The sequence below is a fragment of the Streptomyces sp. NPDC058145 genome (assembly GCF_042884245.1).
GTDB lineage: Bacteria > Actinomycetota > Actinomycetes > Streptomycetales > Streptomycetaceae > Streptomyces.
Genome location: NZ_JBHVUH010000002.1, coordinates 362,082 through 377,930, shown reverse-complemented (window position 1 = coordinate 377,930; position 15,849 = coordinate 362,082). Strand labels below are relative to the sequence as shown.

Here is a 15,849-nt window from a genome sequence, read left to right as displayed (position 1 = left end):
CCGCGTACGTCGCTGCGGCGTCATGCATCATGCGCATGGAGGATCCGCCTCCCCCATCAGAAGAGCATTCACCCGCTGTCGTGGCTGACGGCCGGAGATCTGCGGGCCGCCGGCTGACGGAAAACCACTGGTCGAGCTGGTGCGACAGCGGGGAGAATCGGACGTGTGTTCCTGACGATCTCCACGCGCGGCGATGCCGCCCACCCGGCCACCGACCTCGGGTACCTGCTGCACAAGCATCCCGACAAGGCGCAGACCTTCTCCACCTCCTACGGCACCGCGCACGTGTTCTACCCACAGGCGGACGCGGAGCGCTGCACGGCCGCGCTGATGCTGGAGGTCGACGCGGTCGCGCTGGTGCGGCGGAGCAAGGGCAGGGGCCGCGGCGGAGCGCCCGACGCGGCACTCGCGCAGTACGTCAACGACCGCCCCTACGCGGCCTCCTCGCTGCTCGCGGTCGCGCTGAGCGGCGTCTTCTCCAGCGCCCTCAGGGGCGTGTGCAAGGCCCGCCCGGAGCGGGCCGCCGCGCCCCTGCCGCTGCGCGTCGAGGTGCCCGCGCTGCCGGCCCGCGGCGGCCCGGACCTCGTGCGAAAGCTGTTCGAGCCGCTGGGCTGGACGGTGACCGCCGAACCCGTCGCCCTCGACGCCGAGTTCCCGGAGTGGGGCGACTCGCGGTACGTCCGGCTCGCCCTGGAGTCGGAGGCGCTGACCCTCGCCGAGGCGCTGCGCCATCTGTACGTCCTGCTGCCCGTCCTCGACGACGCCAAGCACTACTGGGTCGCCTCCGACGAGGTCGACAAGCTGCTGCGCGCCGGTGAGGGCTGGCTGCCCACGCACCCGGAGCAGAAGCTGATCACCAGCCGCTACCTCTCCCGGCGCTGGTCGCTGACCCGGCAGGCGATGGAGCGGCTGGAGCTGGTGCGGCTGGCCGAGGCCGACGACAGCGAGGTCGAGGCGATCGACAACGCGGTCCCGGAGGACACCGGGGCCGAGGACGAGGAGAAGCCGGCCCCGCTCGCCGTGCTGCGGCGCGAGGCGATCCTCGCCGCCCTCCGCGAGGCCGGCGCCGCACGCGTCCTCGACCTGGGCTGCGGGCAGGGTCAGTTGGTGCAGGAGCTGCTCAGGGACGTGCGGTTCACCGAGATCGTCGGTGTCGACGTGTCGGTGCGGGCCCTGACCGTCGCCTCGCGCCGACTCAAGCTGGACCGCATGGGGGAGCGGCAGGCGGCCCGGGTGAACCTCGTCCAGGGCTCGCTCGCCTACACCGACAAGCGGCTCAAGGGCTACGACGCGGCCGTGCTCAGCGAGGTGATCGAGCACCTCGACCTGCCCCGGCTGCCCGCCCTCGAGTACGCCGTGTTCGGGCACGCCCGCCCGCGCACGGTCGTCGTGACCACTCCGAACGTCGAGTACAACGTCCGCTGGGAGACGCTGCCCGCCGGACACGTCAGGCACGGCGACCACCGCTTCGAGTGGACCCGCGAGGAGTTCCGCGCCTGGGCGGCGACCGTGGCCGGACGGCACGGGTACGAGGTCGGGTTCGTCCCCGTCGGGCCGGACGACCCCGAGGTCGGGCCGCCCACCCAGATGGCCGTCTTCCACGCGAGGACGGAGAAGGCCGAGAAGGCCGAAGCGAACGAGAAGACCGAAGTGAACGAGAACGCCGAGAAGGAGGCGAAGGCGGCATGACCGAGACACCCACGGGACGGGTCCTCCCCGTCACCGACCTCTCCCTCGTCGTCCTCGTCGGCGCCTCCGGCTCCGGCAAGTCCACCTTCGCCCGGCGGCACTTCAAGCCGACCGAGGTGATCTCCTCGGACTTCTGCCGCGGCCTCGTCTCCGACGACGAGAACGACCAGAGCGCGTCCCGGGACGCCTTCGACGTGCTGCACTACATCGCCGGCAAGCGGCTCGCCGCCGGCCGCCGCACCGTCGTCGACGCCACCAGCGTGCAGCAGGACAGCCGCCGCCGGCTCGTCGAACTGGCCAAGAAGTACGACGTGCTGCCCATCGCCATCGTGCTGGACGTGCCGGAGGACGTGTGCGCCGCGCGCAACGCGGCCCGCACCGACCGCGCCGACATGCCCCGCCGGGTCATCCAGCGGCACATTCGCGAACTGCGCCGCTCGCTGCGGCACCTGGAGCGTGAGGGCTTCCGCAAGGTGCACGTCCTGCGCGGGGCCGAGGAGGTCGAGAGCGCCACCGTCGTCACCGAGAGGCGCTTCAACGACCTGACCCACCTCACCGGCCCCTTCGACATCGTCGGCGACATCCACGGCTGCGCGGCCGAACTCGAGGCCCTGCTCGCCAAGCTGGGCTACGCCGACGGCGTGCACCCCGAGGGCCGTACCGCCGTGTTCGTCGGCGACCTGGTCGACCGCGGCCCGGACACCCCGGGCGTGCTGCGCCGGGTGATGTCGATGGCCTCGTCCGGCAACGCGCTGTGCGTGCCGGGCAACCACGAGAACAAGTACGGCCGCTACCTCAAGGGCCGCAAGGTCCAGCACACCCACGGGCTCGCCGAGACCATCGAGCAGATGGCGGGCGAGAGCGAGGAGTTCAAGGCGGAGGTGCGCCGCTTCCTGGACGGCCTGGTCAGCCACTACGTCCTCGACGGCGGCCGGCTGGTCGTCTGCCACGCGGGTCTGCCCGAGAAGTACCACGGCCGCACCTCGGGGCGGGTGCGCTCGCACGCCCTGTACGGCGACACCACCGGCGAGACCGACGAGTTCGGGCTGCCCGTGCGCTACCCGTGGGCGGAGGACTACCGCGGCCGGGCCGCCGTGGTCTACGGCCACACCCCGGTGCCGGAGGCGACCTGGCTGAACAACACCATCTGCCTGGACACCGGCGCGGTGTTCGGCGGCAAGCTGACCGCGCTGCGCTGGCCGGAGCGCGAGCTGGTCGACGTACCGGCCGAGCGGGTCTGGTACGAGCCCGCCAAGCCGCTGCGCAGCGAGGCGCCCGGCGGGCAGGACGGACGGCCGCTGGACCTGGCGGACGTGCACGGCCGCAGGGTGGTGGAGACCCGGCACTCGGGCCGGGTCGCGGTCCGCGAGGACAACGCGGCCGCGGCCCTGGAGGTCATGAGCCGCTTCGCGGTCGACCCGCGCCTGCTGCCGTACCTGCCGCCGACCATGGCGCCGACGGCCACCTCGCACGTCGACGGCTACCTGGAGCACCCGGCCGAGGCGTTCGCGCAGTACGCGGCGGACGGCGTCGCGCGGGTCGTGTGCGAGGAGAAGCACATGGGCTCGCGCGCGGTCGCCCTGGTGTGCCGGGACGCGGAGGCGGCGGGCGCGAGGTTCGGTGTGGAGGGCCCCACCGGCGCCGTGTACACCCGTACCGGACGGCCGTTCCTCGACGACGCGAAGATGACCGAGGAGATCCTCGGCCGTCTGCGCTCGGCCGTCTCGGAGGCCGGCCTCTGGGACGAACTCGACACGGACTGGCTGCTGCTGGACGCCGAGCTCATGCCGTGGTCGCTGAAGGCCTCGGGTCTGCTGCGCAGTCAGTACGCCGCGGTGGGCGCCGCGTCCGGCGCGGTGTTCCCGGACGCCCTCGCCGCCCTGGAGGCCGCCGCGACCCGTGGCACGGACGTGGGCGCGCTGCTGGACCGCCAGCGCGGGCGGGCCGCGGACGCGGCCGCGTTCACCGACGCCTACCGCCGCTACTGCTGGACCACCGACGGCCTGGAAGGGGTCCGTCTCGCGCCCTTCCAGATCCTGGCCGTCCAGGGCCGCAGCCTCGCCGCGCTCCCGCACGACGGGCAACTGGCGCTGATCGACCGCATGGTGGAGCACGACGGCACCGGACTGCTGCAGACCACCCGGCGGCTGTACGTCGACACGGGCGACGCCGAATCGGTCCGCGCCGGTGTCGACTGGTGGCTGGAGATGACCGGCCGCGGCGGCGAGGGCATGGTCGTCAAGCCGCTCGGCGCGCTGGTGCGCGACGGCGAGGGCCGGCTGGTGCAGCCCGGCGTCAAGTGCCGGGGCCGCGAGTACCTGCGGATCATCTACGGCCCGGAGTACACGCGCCCCGACAACCTGGCCCGCCTGCGCGCCCGCTTCCTGGGCCACAAGCGGTCGCTGGCGATCCGCGAGTACGCCCTCGGCCTGGAGGCGCTGGACCGGCTCGCGGACGGCGAGCCGCTGTGGCGGGTGCACGAGGCCGTGTTCGGGGTGCTCGCCCTGGAGTCGGAGCCGGTCGACCCGCGCTTGTGAGCCGACGGTCCACGGACCGTCACGGAACACCCTTGTGCCGCACACACGACTGTCCATATGGTGGACGGCCGTGCGGCACAGGGGTGTTCGCCCCGCCCCGCGCCGGGATGCGGAGGAGCAGGCGACGTGGAGATCAAGAAGGTCGTGGTCCGTGAGGACCGGAGCACCGACCGCCGGCCGGCCATCCTGGAGAAGCGGCCGACCCGCTGAGCATGCGCGTCCACCTGGTCACGATGCCCTGGCATCCGCTGGACCTGCCCTCGCTGCAACTGGGCCTCTTGAACCGGCTGGTGCGGCGGACCCGCCCGGCCGACGAGGTCACCGAGTTCCACGGCTCGCTGCGCTGGGCGGAGTTCCTGCTGGAGCGCTCCGGGGGCCGGCTGCGGCCGGGCGACTACGTGTCGGTCGGCAGCGACGCGATCTTCCACGGCCTCGGTGACTGGGTCTTCTCCGGCGTCCTGTACCAGGACCCCGCCTGGGGCCTGGCCCGGCTGCGGGACTACGCGGCCGCCCGGGACGTCCCCGTGGACACCGCCGTCGCCATGCGCCCGTACGCGGAGGCGTTCGTCGCCGCCTGCGCGGCGGAGATCCTGGCGGCCGAGCCGGATGTCGTCGGCTTCACCACCACGTTCATGCAGAACGTGTCCTCGCTGGCGCTGGCCCGGGAACTCAAGCGGCACCGGCCGCGGTTGACGGTCGTCTTCGGCGGCAGCAACTGCGACGGCCCCATGGGTCACGCCCTGCACCGCAACCATCCCTTCGTCGACCACGTGGTGCGCGGCGAGGGCGAGTACGCCTTCCCGGCCCTGCTGCGCCACCTCGACCGGGGCACCGCGCCGGCCGATGTCCCCGGGCTGTGCTGGTGGGACGGTCCGGTGTCGCGGGCCAACCCCGAGACCCGGCGGACCGTGGCACCCGCCGACATCCCCTCGCCCGACTACGACCAGTGGCAGACCGCCCTGGACGCCTCCCCGGTACGGGAGTACGTGCACCCGAAGCTGGTGGTCGAGGGCGCCCGGGGCTGCTGGTGGGGCGAGAAGCACCACTGCACGTTCTGCGGGCTCAACGGCTCCGCCATGGCGTTCCGCGCCAAGCCGGGGGAGCGGCTGTGGGCGGAGACCGCCCGGCTGGTCCGCCGCCACCGCCTCCTCGACGTGGTCACCGTCGACAACATCATCGACATGGCCTACTTCCGCGACTTCCTGCCCCGGGCCGCCGGCAGCGGCTGGGACCTGCGGCTGCACTACGAGGTCAAGTCCAACCTCACCCCCGCCCAGCTCCGGCTCCTCGGCGAGTCCGGCACGGTGCACATCCAGCCCGGCATCGAGAGCCTGGGCAGCCGGGTCCTGGACCTCATGGACAAGGGCGTCACCGGCGCCCGCAACGTCCGCACCCTGCGCGAGTGCGAGAACCACGCGCTGACCTGCTCCTGGAACCTCCTCTACGGCTTCCCCGGCGAGACGGCGGCCGACTACGACGCCGTCGTGGACCAGCTCCCCGCGCTGGTGCACCTCCAGCCGCCGAGCGGCGCCCACCGCATCCAGCTCGAGCGTTTCAGCCCCCACTTCACCGACCCGGCCCTCGGCTTCGGCAAGCGCCGCCCGGCCGGGATGTACCAGCACGTCTACGATCTGCCGGAGTCCGAACTCGCCGATCTGGTCTACCTGTTCGACACCGAGGACGCGGGGCTCGCGGGCCCGGCCGAGCGGCGGCTCGAGGCGGCGGTCGCCGAGTGGCGGGCCGGCCACCCGCACTCCCGGCTGCTCTTCGAGGAGGACGGCGCGGAACTGCTGGTGCACGACCGACGGCACGGCCGGCCGCCCGCCGTCCATCGCCTCACCGGCTGGCGGGCCGGGGCCCTGCGCCGGCTGGAGGACGGCCGTACCGTCCCCGCCCTGCACCGGCTGCTGGCCGAGGACGGCCACGAGGTGCCGGCCGGAGCCCTCGACGACTGGATCCACCACGCGCTCGGCCTGGGCCTGCTCTTCCGCGACGGCGCCACCTATGTCTGCCTCCCCACCTGGGGCGAGCCGGTCCGCGTGTCCGAGTCCGGCGCGGTCACCGGGCCGGCGGACCCGGCGGACCCCGTCCCCGGAGCCTTCTACCACCGGCGCGGCCCCGGCTTCGTCACCGTCATGGACCGCAGGGAGCCCGGCACGGCGGTCCGGCTCACCCTCGACCACCCCGACCTCCTCGCCGCCTTCGACCTCCTCATGGAGCCCACCCCGCTGGACGCGCTGGACCCCGTGCAGCGGGCGGCCGTCGACCTGCTCGCCGCCGAGCGGCTGGTGCGGGTCGCCGAGGGCCGCGCGGTGACCCTTCCCCCGCGCGTCGGCCGCTGGCCGGTGCCCTGCACCGCGATCTGAACGCTCCCGAACGCCCTTCTCGTCCGAGGGACGAAAACAGGTGGAGGCGGAAACGGCCGAGAAGAGCGTGAAGGCGGGCACCGGTGGCCAGGATGGAGGCATGGCATACCACGTCCACTCCGAGGCCGGGCAGCTCCGCCGGGTGATCCTGCACCGGCCCGACCTCGAGCTCAAAAGGCTCACCCCCAGCAACAAGGACGCCCTGCTCTTCGACGACGTGCTGTGGGTGCGCCGGGCGCGCGCCGAGCACGACGGATTCGCGGACGTCCTGCGCGACCGGGGGGTCGCCGTCCACCTCTTCGGCGACCTGCTCACCGAGACCCTGGAGATCCCGGAGGCCCGCGCCCTCGTCCTGGACCGCGTCTTCGACGAGAAGGAGTACGGCCCCCTCGCCACCGGCCACCTGCGTGCCGCCTTCGACCGGATGGTCTCCGGGGAGCTGGCCGAGGCGCTGGTCGGCGGCATGACCAAGCGGGAGTTCCTGGACGGTCACGCGGAGCCCGCCTCCGTCCGCTTCCACGTCATGGACCTGGACGACTTCCTGCTCCGCCCGCTGCCCAACCACCTCTTCACCCGGGACACCTCGGCCTGGATCTATGACGGCGTCTCCATCAACGCCATGCGCAGGCCGGCCCGGCAGCGCGAGACCGTGCACTTCGAGGCGATCTACCGGCACCACCCGCTGTTCCGTGACGAAACGTTCCATGTGTGGTCCCGGGGGCAGGCCGACTACCCCTCCACCATCGAGGGCGGCGACGTCCTGGTGATCGGCAACGGCGCCGTCCTGATCGGCATGAGCGAGCGCACCACCCCGCAGGCGGTGGAGATGCTGGCGCACAAGCTGTTCGCCGCGGGCTCCGCGCACACCATCGTCGCGCTCGACATGCCCAAGCGGCGGGCCTTCATGCACCTGGACACGGTGATGACCATGGTCGACGGCGACACCTTCACCCAGTACGCCGGGCTCGGCATGCTGCGCTCGTACACCATCGAGCCGGGCGCCGGGGAGCGGGAGCTCAAGGTCACCGACCATCCGCCCGAGCACATGCACCGCGCCATCGCCGCCGCGCTGGGGCTGGGCGAGATCCGGGTGCTCACCGCCACCCAGGACGTGCACGCCGCCGAGCGTGAGCAATGGGACGACGGCTGCAACGTGCTCGCCGTCGAACCGGGCGTCGTCATCGCCTACGAACGCAACTCCACCACCAACACGCACCTGCGCAAACAGGGCATCGAGGTGATCGAGATCCCGGGCAGCGAGCTGGGGCGCGGCCGGGGCGGACCGCGGTGCATGAGCTGTCCTGTGGAGCGGGCACCTGTATAGAAATGTGGAAGGTCGTATAGACTTCCAGCAGTCCCGAGTACCCGTACCCCTGGAGCGCCCCCATGGCGACTGTCCCGACCGCCCTCGCCGGCCGCCACTTCCTCAAGGAGCTGGACTTCACCGAGGCCGAGTTCCGCGGCCTGGTCGAGCTGGCCGCGGAGCTGAAGGCGGCGAAGAAGGCCGGGACCGAGACCCAGTACCTGCGCGGCCGCAACATCGCGCTGATCTTCGAGAAGACCTCGACGCGCACCCGCTGCGCGTTCGAGGTCGCCGCCGCCGACCAGGGCGCCACCACGACGTACCTCGACCCGGCCGGCTCGCAGATCGGGCACAAGGAGTCCGTGAAGGACACCGCCCGTGTCCTCGGCCGGATGTTCGACGCGATCGAGTACCGGGGTGACAGCCAGGACAAGGTCGAGGAGCTGGCCGCGTACGCCGGTGTGCCCGTCTACAACGGGCTCACCGACGACTGGCACCCCACCCAGATGCTGGCCGACGCGCTCACCATGGCCGAGCACAGCACCCGGCCGCTGCGGGAGACCGCCTTCGCCTACCTCGGCGACGCCCGCTTCAACATGGGCAACTCCTACCTGGTCACCGGCGCCCTGCTCGGCATGGACGTACGGATCGTCGCCCCGAAGTCCTACTGGCCCGCCCAGGAGATCGTCGACCGGGCCCGCGAGCTGGCCGAGTCCAGCGGCGCCCGGATCACCCTCACCGAGGAGATCGCCGAGGGCGTCGCGGGCGCCGGCTTCGTCGCGACCGACGTCTGGGTCTCCATGGGCGAGCCCAAGGAGGTCTGGGACGAGCGGATCGCCGCCCTCGGCCCCTACGCCGTGACCATGGACGTCCTGCGCGCCACCGGCGACCCGGACGTGAAGTTCCTGCACTGCCTGCCCGCCTTCCACGACCTCGGCACCAAGGTCGGCCAGGAGATCTTCGAGACCCACGGTCTGACCTCGCTGGAGGTGACCGACGAGGTGTTCGAGTCCGCCCACTCGGTGGTCTTCGACGAGGCGGAGAACCGGCTGCACAGCATCAAGGCGATCCTGGTCGCGACCCTCGCCTGACCCGCCGCCCCGCGCGGACCTTTGCCTCATCCGCTTCACCAGGCCCTATCCTGAACGGCGGCCCGGACCACCCCCTCCCGGCCGCCGCCGCGCCCCCACCGGGGCGCCCGCACCACCAGAAACGAGCACCACCCCCCATGCCCGCTCACCGCATCAAGTCCCCGCGGCTGCTCGTCGCCGAGTCCGGCGCCGACCGCGAGGGCCACGGCCTCAAGCGCACGATGGGCCTCTTCCAGCTCATCTGCTTCGGCGTCGGAGCCATCGTCGGCACCGGCATCTTCGTCGGCCTCTCCGACTCCGTCGCCCAGGCCGGCCCCGCCGTCGTCATCTCCTTCGTCCTCGCCGCGATCACCTGCGTCTTCACCGCGCTCTCCTTCGCCGAGCTGGGCGGCGCGATCCCGGTCTCCGGCTCCTCGTACTCCTTCGCCTACGCGGGCCTCGGCGAGTCCACCGCCTTCCTGGTCGGCTGGTGCCTGCTGCTGGAGTACGGCGTCTCCATCTCGGCGGTCGCGGTCGGCTGGAGCGAGTACGTCAACGAGCTCCTGCACAGCCTCACCGGCCTGCAACTGCCGGCCGCGCTGTCCGCGGGGCCGGGCGACGGCGGGATCGTGAACCTGCCCGCCGTGATCGTCATCGCCATGGCGTCCGTGCTGCTGGTGCGCGGGGTGCGGGAGAGCGCCCGGGCGACCGCCGCGATGGCCGCCGTGAAGCTCGTCGTCCTGCTGGTCTTCTGCGCCGTCGGCTACAGCGCCTTCAAGCACGGCAACCTGACCCCGTTCTCCCCGGCCGGCCTCGGCGGCATAGGCGCGGGCACCACCGCCGCCTTCTTCTCCTACATCGGCTTCGACGCGATCACCACGGCCGGTGAGGAGGCGAAGAACCCGCGCCGGGACATCCCCGTCGCGATCCTCGTCTGCATGGGCCTGGTCACCCTGCTCTACTGCGCGGTCGCGGTCGCCGCGATCGGCGCCATCGGCGGCAAGCAGGTCGCCGGCCGGCCCGCCGCGCTGTCGTACGTCGTCGACGAGGTCACCGGCTCCGCCATCGGCGGCGGTGTCATCGCCTTCGGCGCTGTCGTCGCCATCGCCTCCGTCGTGCTCGCCGTGATGTACGGCCAGACCCGCATCCTGATGTCGATGTCCCGGGACGGTCTGATCCCGCGCGTCTTCGAGAAGGTGTCGCCGCGCACCTCCACCCCGGTGGCCGGCACGCTGATCGTCGCGGTCGTCTTCGCGGTCCCGGCGGCCTTCGCCTCCCTGGACGCCGTGATGAACCTGTGCACCATCGGCACGCTCGCGATCATGGCCGTCGTCAACATCGCGGTGATCGCCCTGCGCCGCCGCGAGCCGGGCCTGAGCCGCAGTTTCCGGGTGCCGCTCTACCCGGTCGGACCCCTGCTCGGCGTCGGCTTCTGCCTGTACCTGATGTACGAGACCGGCTGGCGGACCTGGATCCAGTTCGCGGTGTTCCTCGCGGTGGGCCTGGCGGTCTACGCCGCCTACGGGCGCCGGCACTCCACGCTGGCCCAGGTTTCCCCCGAGGTCACGCGGGACGCCGCTGACCGGGAACGACTGGCAGTCTGAACCACACCGCCTTGCCCGAAGCGGTCGGGCGGTGACCGCAGGACGAGCTGAGGGCGCGGATCAGCAGCAGCCCGCGCCCGCCCTCCTGCCAGAGGTCGGGCTCCTCGATCACCGGACGGGTGAGATGCCCGGGCGGCGCCGGGTCCGGGTCGTGCACCTCGACCTGGCAGCCGCCCGGCCGCAGCTCCACCACCAGCTCGATCGGGCCGCCCCCGGCGGTGTGCTCCACCGCGTTGGCCACCAGCTCCGCCGTCAGCAGCTCGGCGGTGTCGCTGTCGGCCGCGTGCTCCACCTCCGCCAGGGCCGACCGCACCAGGGCACGCGCCACGGGCACCGCCGCGGTGGTGTGCGGCAGCGCGATGCGCCAGGAGGCCGATTCGGCGGGGCGTTCGTACAAGGCGAGTCCGTTCATGGAGCAGGCTGTCCTGCTTTCAACCGTGGAAATGGTACGGGCCCGGCCACGAGGACCGTCGAGGGGCACCGCGCGGGGCCGCTCTGCCCCGCCATCGGCGGCCTACCCGGATGGACGCCCCGCCTCGCCCCGCCGAGTCCACTGTTACGCGGCTGTGGACGACCGGTGACGCGTGTGACGGGACCCGGCCGTCCCGGAGCATGTTGTCGCGCCATCGTGACGACAGTCACAAACAGGTGATAGCTTCATGGGGTACCGCACCGTGAGGCACCACCGCAGCAACGTGAGGCACCGCCCCCTCTAGGAGGCCGCACGTCATGAGTCCCTTCACCGGCTCCGCCGCCCGCACCTCCACGTGGGAGCACCTGCGGGTCCAGCTCGACGACGGTGTCGCCACCGTCACCCTCGACCGCCCCGACAAGCTCAACGCCCTCACCTTCGGCGCCTACGCCGACCTGCGCGACCTGCTCGCCGAGCTGTCCCGGGAGCGGTCGGTCCGCGCCCTGGTGCTGGCCGGTGAGGGCCGCGGCTTCTGCTCCGGCGGCGACGTGGACGAGATCATCGGTGCCACCCTGTCCATGGACACCGCCCAGCTCCTCGACTTCAACCGGATGACCGGCCAGGTGGTCCGGGCGATCCGGGAGTGCCCGTTCCCGGTGATCGCCGCCGTGCACGGCGTGGCGGCGGGCGCCGGCGCCGTGCTCGCCCTGGCGGCAGACTTCCGCGTCGCGGACCCCTCGGCCCGGTTCGCCTTCCTCTTCACCCGCGTCGGCCTCTCCGGCGGCGACATGGGCGCGGCCTATCTGCTGCCCCGCGTCGTCGGGCTCGGACACGCGACCCGGCTGCTGATGCTGGGCGAACCGGTGCGCGCGGCGGAGGCCGAGCGGATCGGCCTGATCAGCGTGCCGGCCCAGGAGGGTCATACCGACGAGACGGCGCTGGACCTGGCCCGCCGCCTGGCCGACGGACCCGCCCTGGCGTACGCCCAGACCAAGGCGCTGCTCACGGCCGAGCTCGACATGCCGCTGGCCGCGTCGATCGAGCTGGACGCCTCGACCCAGGCCCTGCTGATGAACGGCGAGGACTACGCGGAGTTCCACGCCGCCTTCCAGGAGAAGCGGCCGCCGAAGTGGCGGGGGAGGTAGCCGCGATGGCCGGCCGCCCCCTGCGCGTGGCGATCACCGGCGGGGGCCCCGGCGGTCTCTACGCGGCCGCGCTGCTGAAACGGCTCGATCCCGCGCGGGAGGTCACCGTCTGGGAGCGCAACGCCCCCGACGAGACCTTCGGCTTCGGCGTGGTCCTCTCCGACGAGACCCTGGGCGGTATTGAGCACGCCGACCCGGTGGTCCACGAGGCCCTGCGGCGCGACTTCGTCCGCTGGGACGACATCGACATCGTCCACCGGGGCACCCGGCACACCTCCGGCGGACACGGCTTCGCCGCGCTGGGCAGGCGCCGGCTGCTGGAGATCCTGCACGAGCGCTGCCGCTCCCTGGGCGTCGACCTCCGCTTCCGCACCGTGGCACCGCCGGCCGCCCGGCTCGCCGAGGAGTACGACCTGGTCGTCGCCGCCGACGGAGCCCACAGCACCACCCGCGACGCCTGTGCCCACGCGTTCCGGCCCCGGGTGAGCGCGCACCGCTGCCGCTACATCTGGCTGGCGGCCGACTTCGCCTTCGACGCCTTCCGCTTCGAGATCGCCGAGACCGAGCACGGCGTGATGCAACTGCACGCCTACCCGTACGCCCGCCCGTCTCCCGGCCACCACCCCTCAACGGGGCCCTCCGATCCGCAGAACCGACTCGGCGCCTCCACCGTGATCGTCGAGATGCGCGAGGAGGTCTGGCGGGCGGCCGGATTCGACGAGGCCGAGCCGCGGGAGTCCGTGGAGAGCTGTGCCAAGATCTTCGCCGACGCCCTCGGCGGACGGCCGCTGCGCTCCGGCAAGTCGGCGTGGACGACCTTCCGCACGGTGGTCAACGAGCGCTGGTCGCACGGCAACGTCGTCCTCCTCGGCGACGCCGCCCACACCGCTCACTTCTCCATCGGCTCCGGTACCAAGCTCGCCGTGGAGGACGCGCTGGCGCTGGCCGCGTGCGTCGGGGAACAGCCCGACGTGCCCCGCGCGCTGGCCGCCTACGAGGAGGAGCGCAAACCCGTCGTCGCCTCCACCCAGCGGGCCGCCCGGGCCAGCCTGGAGTGGTTCGAGGACCTGGGCCGCTACCTCGGCCAGCCGTCCCGCCAGTTCGCCTTCAACCTGCTCACCCGCAGCCGCCGGGTCACCCACGACAACCTCCGGCTGCGCGACGCGCACTTCACCGGGGCCGTCGAGCGGGAGTTCGGTTGCCCGCCGGGCACGCCCCCCATGTTCACCCCGTTCCGGCTGGGCGGCCTGACCCTGCGCAACCGGGTCGTGGTGTCGCCCATGGACATGTACTCGGCCGACGACGGTGTTCCCGGCGACTTCCACCTGGTCCACCTGGGCGCCCGAGCGCTCGGTGGGGCCGGCCTGGTGATGACCGAGATGGTGTGCGTGAGCGAGGAGGGCCGGATCACCCCCGGCTGCGCCGGCCTCTACACCGGCCGGCAGGCCGAGGCATGGCGGCGGATCACCGACTTCGTGCACCACCGGGCACCGGGCACCGCGATCGGCGTCCAGCTCGGCCACAGCGGCCGCAAGGGCTCCACCCGGCTGATGTGGGAGGGGATGGACGAGCCGCTGCCCGACGGCAACTGGCCGCTGGTGGCCGCCTCCCCGCTGCCCTACAAGCCGGGCAGTCAGATCCCGCGCGGCCTCACTTGCGCCCAGCTCACCGACATCCGGGAGCAGTTCGCCGCGGCCGCCGGGCGGGCCGCGCGGGCCGGCTTCGACCTGCTCGAACTGCACTGCGCCCACGGCTATCTGCTCTCCGGCTTCCTCTCCCCGCTCACCAACCGGCGCACCGACGCCTACGGCGGTTCGCCGGAGAACCGGCTGAGGTTCCCGCTGGAGGTCTTCGACGCCGTGCGCGCGGTGTGGCCGGACGAACGGCCCATGACCGTGCGGATCTCCGCCACCGACTGGGCCGACGGCGGCACCGGCGCCGAGGACGCGGTCGGCATCGCCCGGGCCTTCGCGGCACACGGCGCCGACGCGATCGACGTCTCCACCGGGCAGGTGGTGGCCGAGGAGCGGCCGGAGTTCGGGCGGTCGTACCAGACACCGTTCGCCGACCGCATCCGGCACGAGGTCCGGGTCCCGGTGATCGCGGTCGGCGCGATCTCCTCCTGGGACGACGTCAACTCCCTGATCCTGGCCGGGCGTACGGACCTGTGCGCACTGGCCCGGCCGCATCTGTACGACCCGCACTGGACGCTGCACGCGGCCGCCGAGCAGGGCTACGAGGGGCCCGGCGTGGCCTGGCCCGATCCCTACCGGGCGGGCAGCAGACGACCGCAGACCGGCCGCACGGACGCGCCGAAGCCCCGGCTGTCGCTCGGCGGACGATGACCGGGGAGACGAGGAGGAGCCGCGCGGTACCGGTCACACGCCTTCCACGTGATTCGCACGTTTCCTGAACCGCTTGTTCCGCTTCGGCTGGCTACGTTCGGCTGGTCCATGCCGGAGACGAGAGAGACCGAGACCGCGATGAACGACACCAGGCCCCTGCCCGAGCCCCCCGGATACGGCTACGGCGGCCCCCCGGCCCCGGAGCCGCAGTACGCGGAGCCCGCCTACCGGCCCGCCGGCCCCGGCCGGCAGCGCCGCGGGGACGGCTCGGGCACCCAGCGCACCGCCCTGATCATCCACACCGTCGCCGACGTCGCGGCGGCGTTCCTGGGGCTGTGGATCCTGCTCTACCTGCTGGAGGCCAACCACGCGAACGTCTTCGTGGGGTTCGTGGAGGGTGTGGCCGACGCGCTGGCCTGGTGGTCGCAGGACATCTTCACGATGGACACGGAGAACCTCCGGGTACTGCTCGACTACGGACTGCCCGCGGTGCTCTACCTCGCGGTCGGGCACGGCATCGCGATGCGGCTGCGGCGCTTCTGACCCGCTGGGCTCACGCCCCCACGAACTCCGCCCCCGCGTCGCGCAGCCGCTCGTGCAGCCCCCGGAACACCTGCGCCGAGCGGACCCCCGGCCAGTCGGCGGGCAGCAGCCGGGCGGGCAGTCCCGGGTCGGTGTAGGGCAGGTGGCGCCAGGAGTCCAGGGCCGTCAGATAGTCCCGGTAGGCCTCCTCCGGCGGGGTGCCGGTGCGCCGCTCCCAGGCGTGCAGGACGGGCGAGTGGGCGTCCAGGAAGCCCTCGTGTGTCTTGGCGATCGCCGTCAGGTCCCACCAGCGGGTGACGGCCTGCGGGGTGGCGGCGAAGCCGAGGTGCTCGCCGCGGAAGAGGTCGACGTACGGGTCGAGGGCCAGGCGGCGCAGGGTGTGCCGGGTCTCCTCGTACAGACGGGCCGGGGCGATCCACACCCCGGGCGCCGCCGTGCCGAAGCCCAGGCCCGCCAGCCGGGAGCGCAGGACGTGCCGCTTCTGCCGTTCCGACTCGGGCACGGAGAACACCGCCAGGACCCAGCCCTCGTCCTCGGGGGGAGCGGTCGCGTAGATGCGGCGGTCGCCGTCCTCCAGCAACTGGCGCGCCTCGTCCGAGAGTTCGTATCCGGCCGTGCCGGCCCGGGTACGGGCGGGCAGCAGCAGCCCGCGGCGTTTGAGCCGGGACACCGAGGAACGGACGGAGGGCGCGTCCACCCCGACCGCGGCCAGAAGCCGGATCAGCTCGGCGACGGGCACGGGGCCGGGCATGAAGCGGCCGTACGCGCCGTACAGCGTGACGATGAGGGACCTGGGGGCGTGCTGCTCGGACACGTTGATCATTTTAGGCCGTCG

Annotated in this window: 11 protein-coding genes; 9 read left to right on the top strand and 2 right to left on the bottom strand. The window is 72.7% G+C overall.

The genetic code is table 11. The features are described 5' to 3' along the window. Positions 1 to 165 precede the first annotated feature (165 nt). From ACFVVO_RS05775 to ACFVVO_RS05750, 6 genes are all read left to right on the top strand, one after another. Entirely contained in the window at positions 166 to 1,689 is a 1,524-nt protein-coding gene (locus ACFVVO_RS05775) for a 3' terminal RNA ribose 2'-O-methyltransferase Hen1 (RefSeq protein WP_390052004.1), read from the top strand. Then, complete coding sequence (locus tag ACFVVO_RS05770) at positions 1,686 to 4,226, top strand: polynucleotide kinase-phosphatase (protein WP_390052002.1); 2,541 nt, start codon at positions 1,686 to 1,688, stop codon at positions 4,224 to 4,226. The genes ACFVVO_RS05775 and ACFVVO_RS05770 overlap by 4 nt, the downstream gene beginning before the upstream one ends. A gap of 212 nt (positions 4,227 to 4,438) precedes the next feature. Then, the gene (locus tag ACFVVO_RS05765) at positions 4,439 to 6,592 is read left to right on the top strand and encodes a RiPP maturation radical SAM C-methyltransferase (RefSeq protein ID WP_390052000.1); all 2,154 of its coding nucleotides are present in this window, start codon (positions 4,439 to 4,441) and stop codon (positions 6,590 to 6,592) included. Between the two features lie 100 nt (positions 6,593 to 6,692). Continuing rightward, complete coding sequence (locus ACFVVO_RS05760) at positions 6,693 to 7,916, top strand: arginine deiminase (RefSeq protein ID WP_390051998.1); 1,224 nt, start codon at positions 6,693 to 6,695, stop codon at positions 7,914 to 7,916. Positions 7,917 to 7,978: 62 nt separating this feature from the next. Next, entirely contained in the window at positions 7,979 to 8,986 is a 1,008-nt protein-coding gene (gene argF / locus ACFVVO_RS05755) for an ornithine carbamoyltransferase (RefSeq protein ID WP_390051996.1), read from the top strand. Between the two features lie 137 nt (positions 8,987 to 9,123). Beyond that, the gene (locus tag ACFVVO_RS05750) at positions 9,124 to 10,569 is read left to right on the top strand and encodes an amino acid permease (protein ID WP_390051994.1); all 1,446 of its coding nucleotides are present in this window, start codon (positions 9,124 to 9,126) and stop codon (positions 10,567 to 10,569) included. Here ACFVVO_RS05750 and ACFVVO_RS05745 read toward each other — a convergent pair. Further along, entirely contained in the window at positions 10,529 to 10,981 is a 453-nt protein-coding gene (locus tag ACFVVO_RS05745; RefSeq protein WP_390051992.1) for an ATP-binding protein, read from the bottom strand. The two genes, ACFVVO_RS05750 and ACFVVO_RS05745, sit on opposite strands and share 41 nt — an antisense overlap. Before the next feature lie 317 nt (positions 10,982 to 11,298). On the opposite strand from ACFVVO_RS05745, the gene ACFVVO_RS05740 reads away from it, so the two are divergent. The 3 genes from ACFVVO_RS05740 (at position 11,299) to ACFVVO_RS05730 (ending at position 15,014) form a co-directional block, all read left to right on the top strand. Then, complete coding sequence (locus ACFVVO_RS05740; RefSeq protein ID WP_390051990.1) at positions 11,299 to 12,126, top strand: enoyl-CoA hydratase family protein; 828 nt, start codon at positions 11,299 to 11,301, stop codon at positions 12,124 to 12,126. Positions 12,127 to 12,131: 5 nt separating this feature from the next. After that, positions 12,132 to 14,471 carry a bifunctional salicylyl-CoA 5-hydroxylase/oxidoreductase gene (locus ACFVVO_RS05735; protein WP_390051988.1) on the top strand — a complete coding sequence of 780 codons (2,340 nt, stop codon included), beginning with the start codon at positions 12,132 to 12,134 and terminating at the stop codon, positions 14,469 to 14,471. A 138-nt stretch (positions 14,472 to 14,609) separates the two neighbouring features. Next, the gene (locus tag ACFVVO_RS05730; protein ID WP_390052352.1) at positions 14,610 to 15,014 is read left to right on the top strand and encodes a hypothetical protein; all 405 of its coding nucleotides are present in this window, start codon (positions 14,610 to 14,612) and stop codon (positions 15,012 to 15,014) included. 10 nt (positions 15,015 to 15,024) lie between these two features. On the opposite strand, the gene ACFVVO_RS05725 is transcribed toward ACFVVO_RS05730, so the two are convergent. Further along, on the bottom strand, positions 15,025 to 15,837 hold the full coding sequence (locus ACFVVO_RS05725; protein WP_390051987.1) for a PaaX family transcriptional regulator C-terminal domain-containing protein: 813 nt from the start codon (positions 15,835 to 15,837) through the stop codon (positions 15,025 to 15,027). Positions 15,838 to 15,849 lie beyond the last annotated feature (12 nt).

Excerpts from the sequence above, each read along its gene's own strand:
- ACFVVO_RS05725 (WP_390051987.1), bottom strand. The coding sequence starts at position 15,837 with ATGATCAACGTGTCCGAGCAGCACGCCCCCAGGTCCCTCATCGTCACG.
- ACFVVO_RS05770 (WP_390052002.1), top strand. The coding sequence starts at position 1,686 with ATGACCGAGACACCCACGGGACGGGTCCTCCCCGTCACCGACCTCTCC.
- ACFVVO_RS05740 (WP_390051990.1), top strand. The coding sequence starts at position 11,299 with ATGAGTCCCTTCACCGGCTCCGCCGCCCGCACCTCCACGTGGGAGCAC.
- argF (WP_390051996.1), top strand. The coding sequence starts at position 7,979 with ATGGCGACTGTCCCGACCGCCCTCGCCGGCCGCCACTTCCTCAAGGAG.
- ACFVVO_RS05745 (WP_390051992.1), bottom strand. The coding sequence starts at position 10,981 with ATGAACGGACTCGCCTTGTACGAACGCCCCGCCGAATCGGCCTCCTGG.
- ACFVVO_RS05760 (WP_390051998.1), top strand. The coding sequence starts at position 6,693 with ATGGCATACCACGTCCACTCCGAGGCCGGGCAGCTCCGCCGGGTGATC.
- ACFVVO_RS05730 (WP_390052352.1), top strand. The coding sequence starts at position 14,610 with ATGAACGACACCAGGCCCCTGCCCGAGCCCCCCGGATACGGCTACGGC.
- ACFVVO_RS05750 (WP_390051994.1), top strand. The coding sequence starts at position 9,124 with ATGCCCGCTCACCGCATCAAGTCCCCGCGGCTGCTCGTCGCCGAGTCC.
- ACFVVO_RS05735 (WP_390051988.1), top strand. The coding sequence starts at position 12,132 with ATGGCCGGCCGCCCCCTGCGCGTGGCGATCACCGGCGGGGGCCCCGGC.
- ACFVVO_RS05765 (WP_390052000.1), top strand. The coding sequence starts at position 4,439 with ATGCGCGTCCACCTGGTCACGATGCCCTGGCATCCGCTGGACCTGCCC.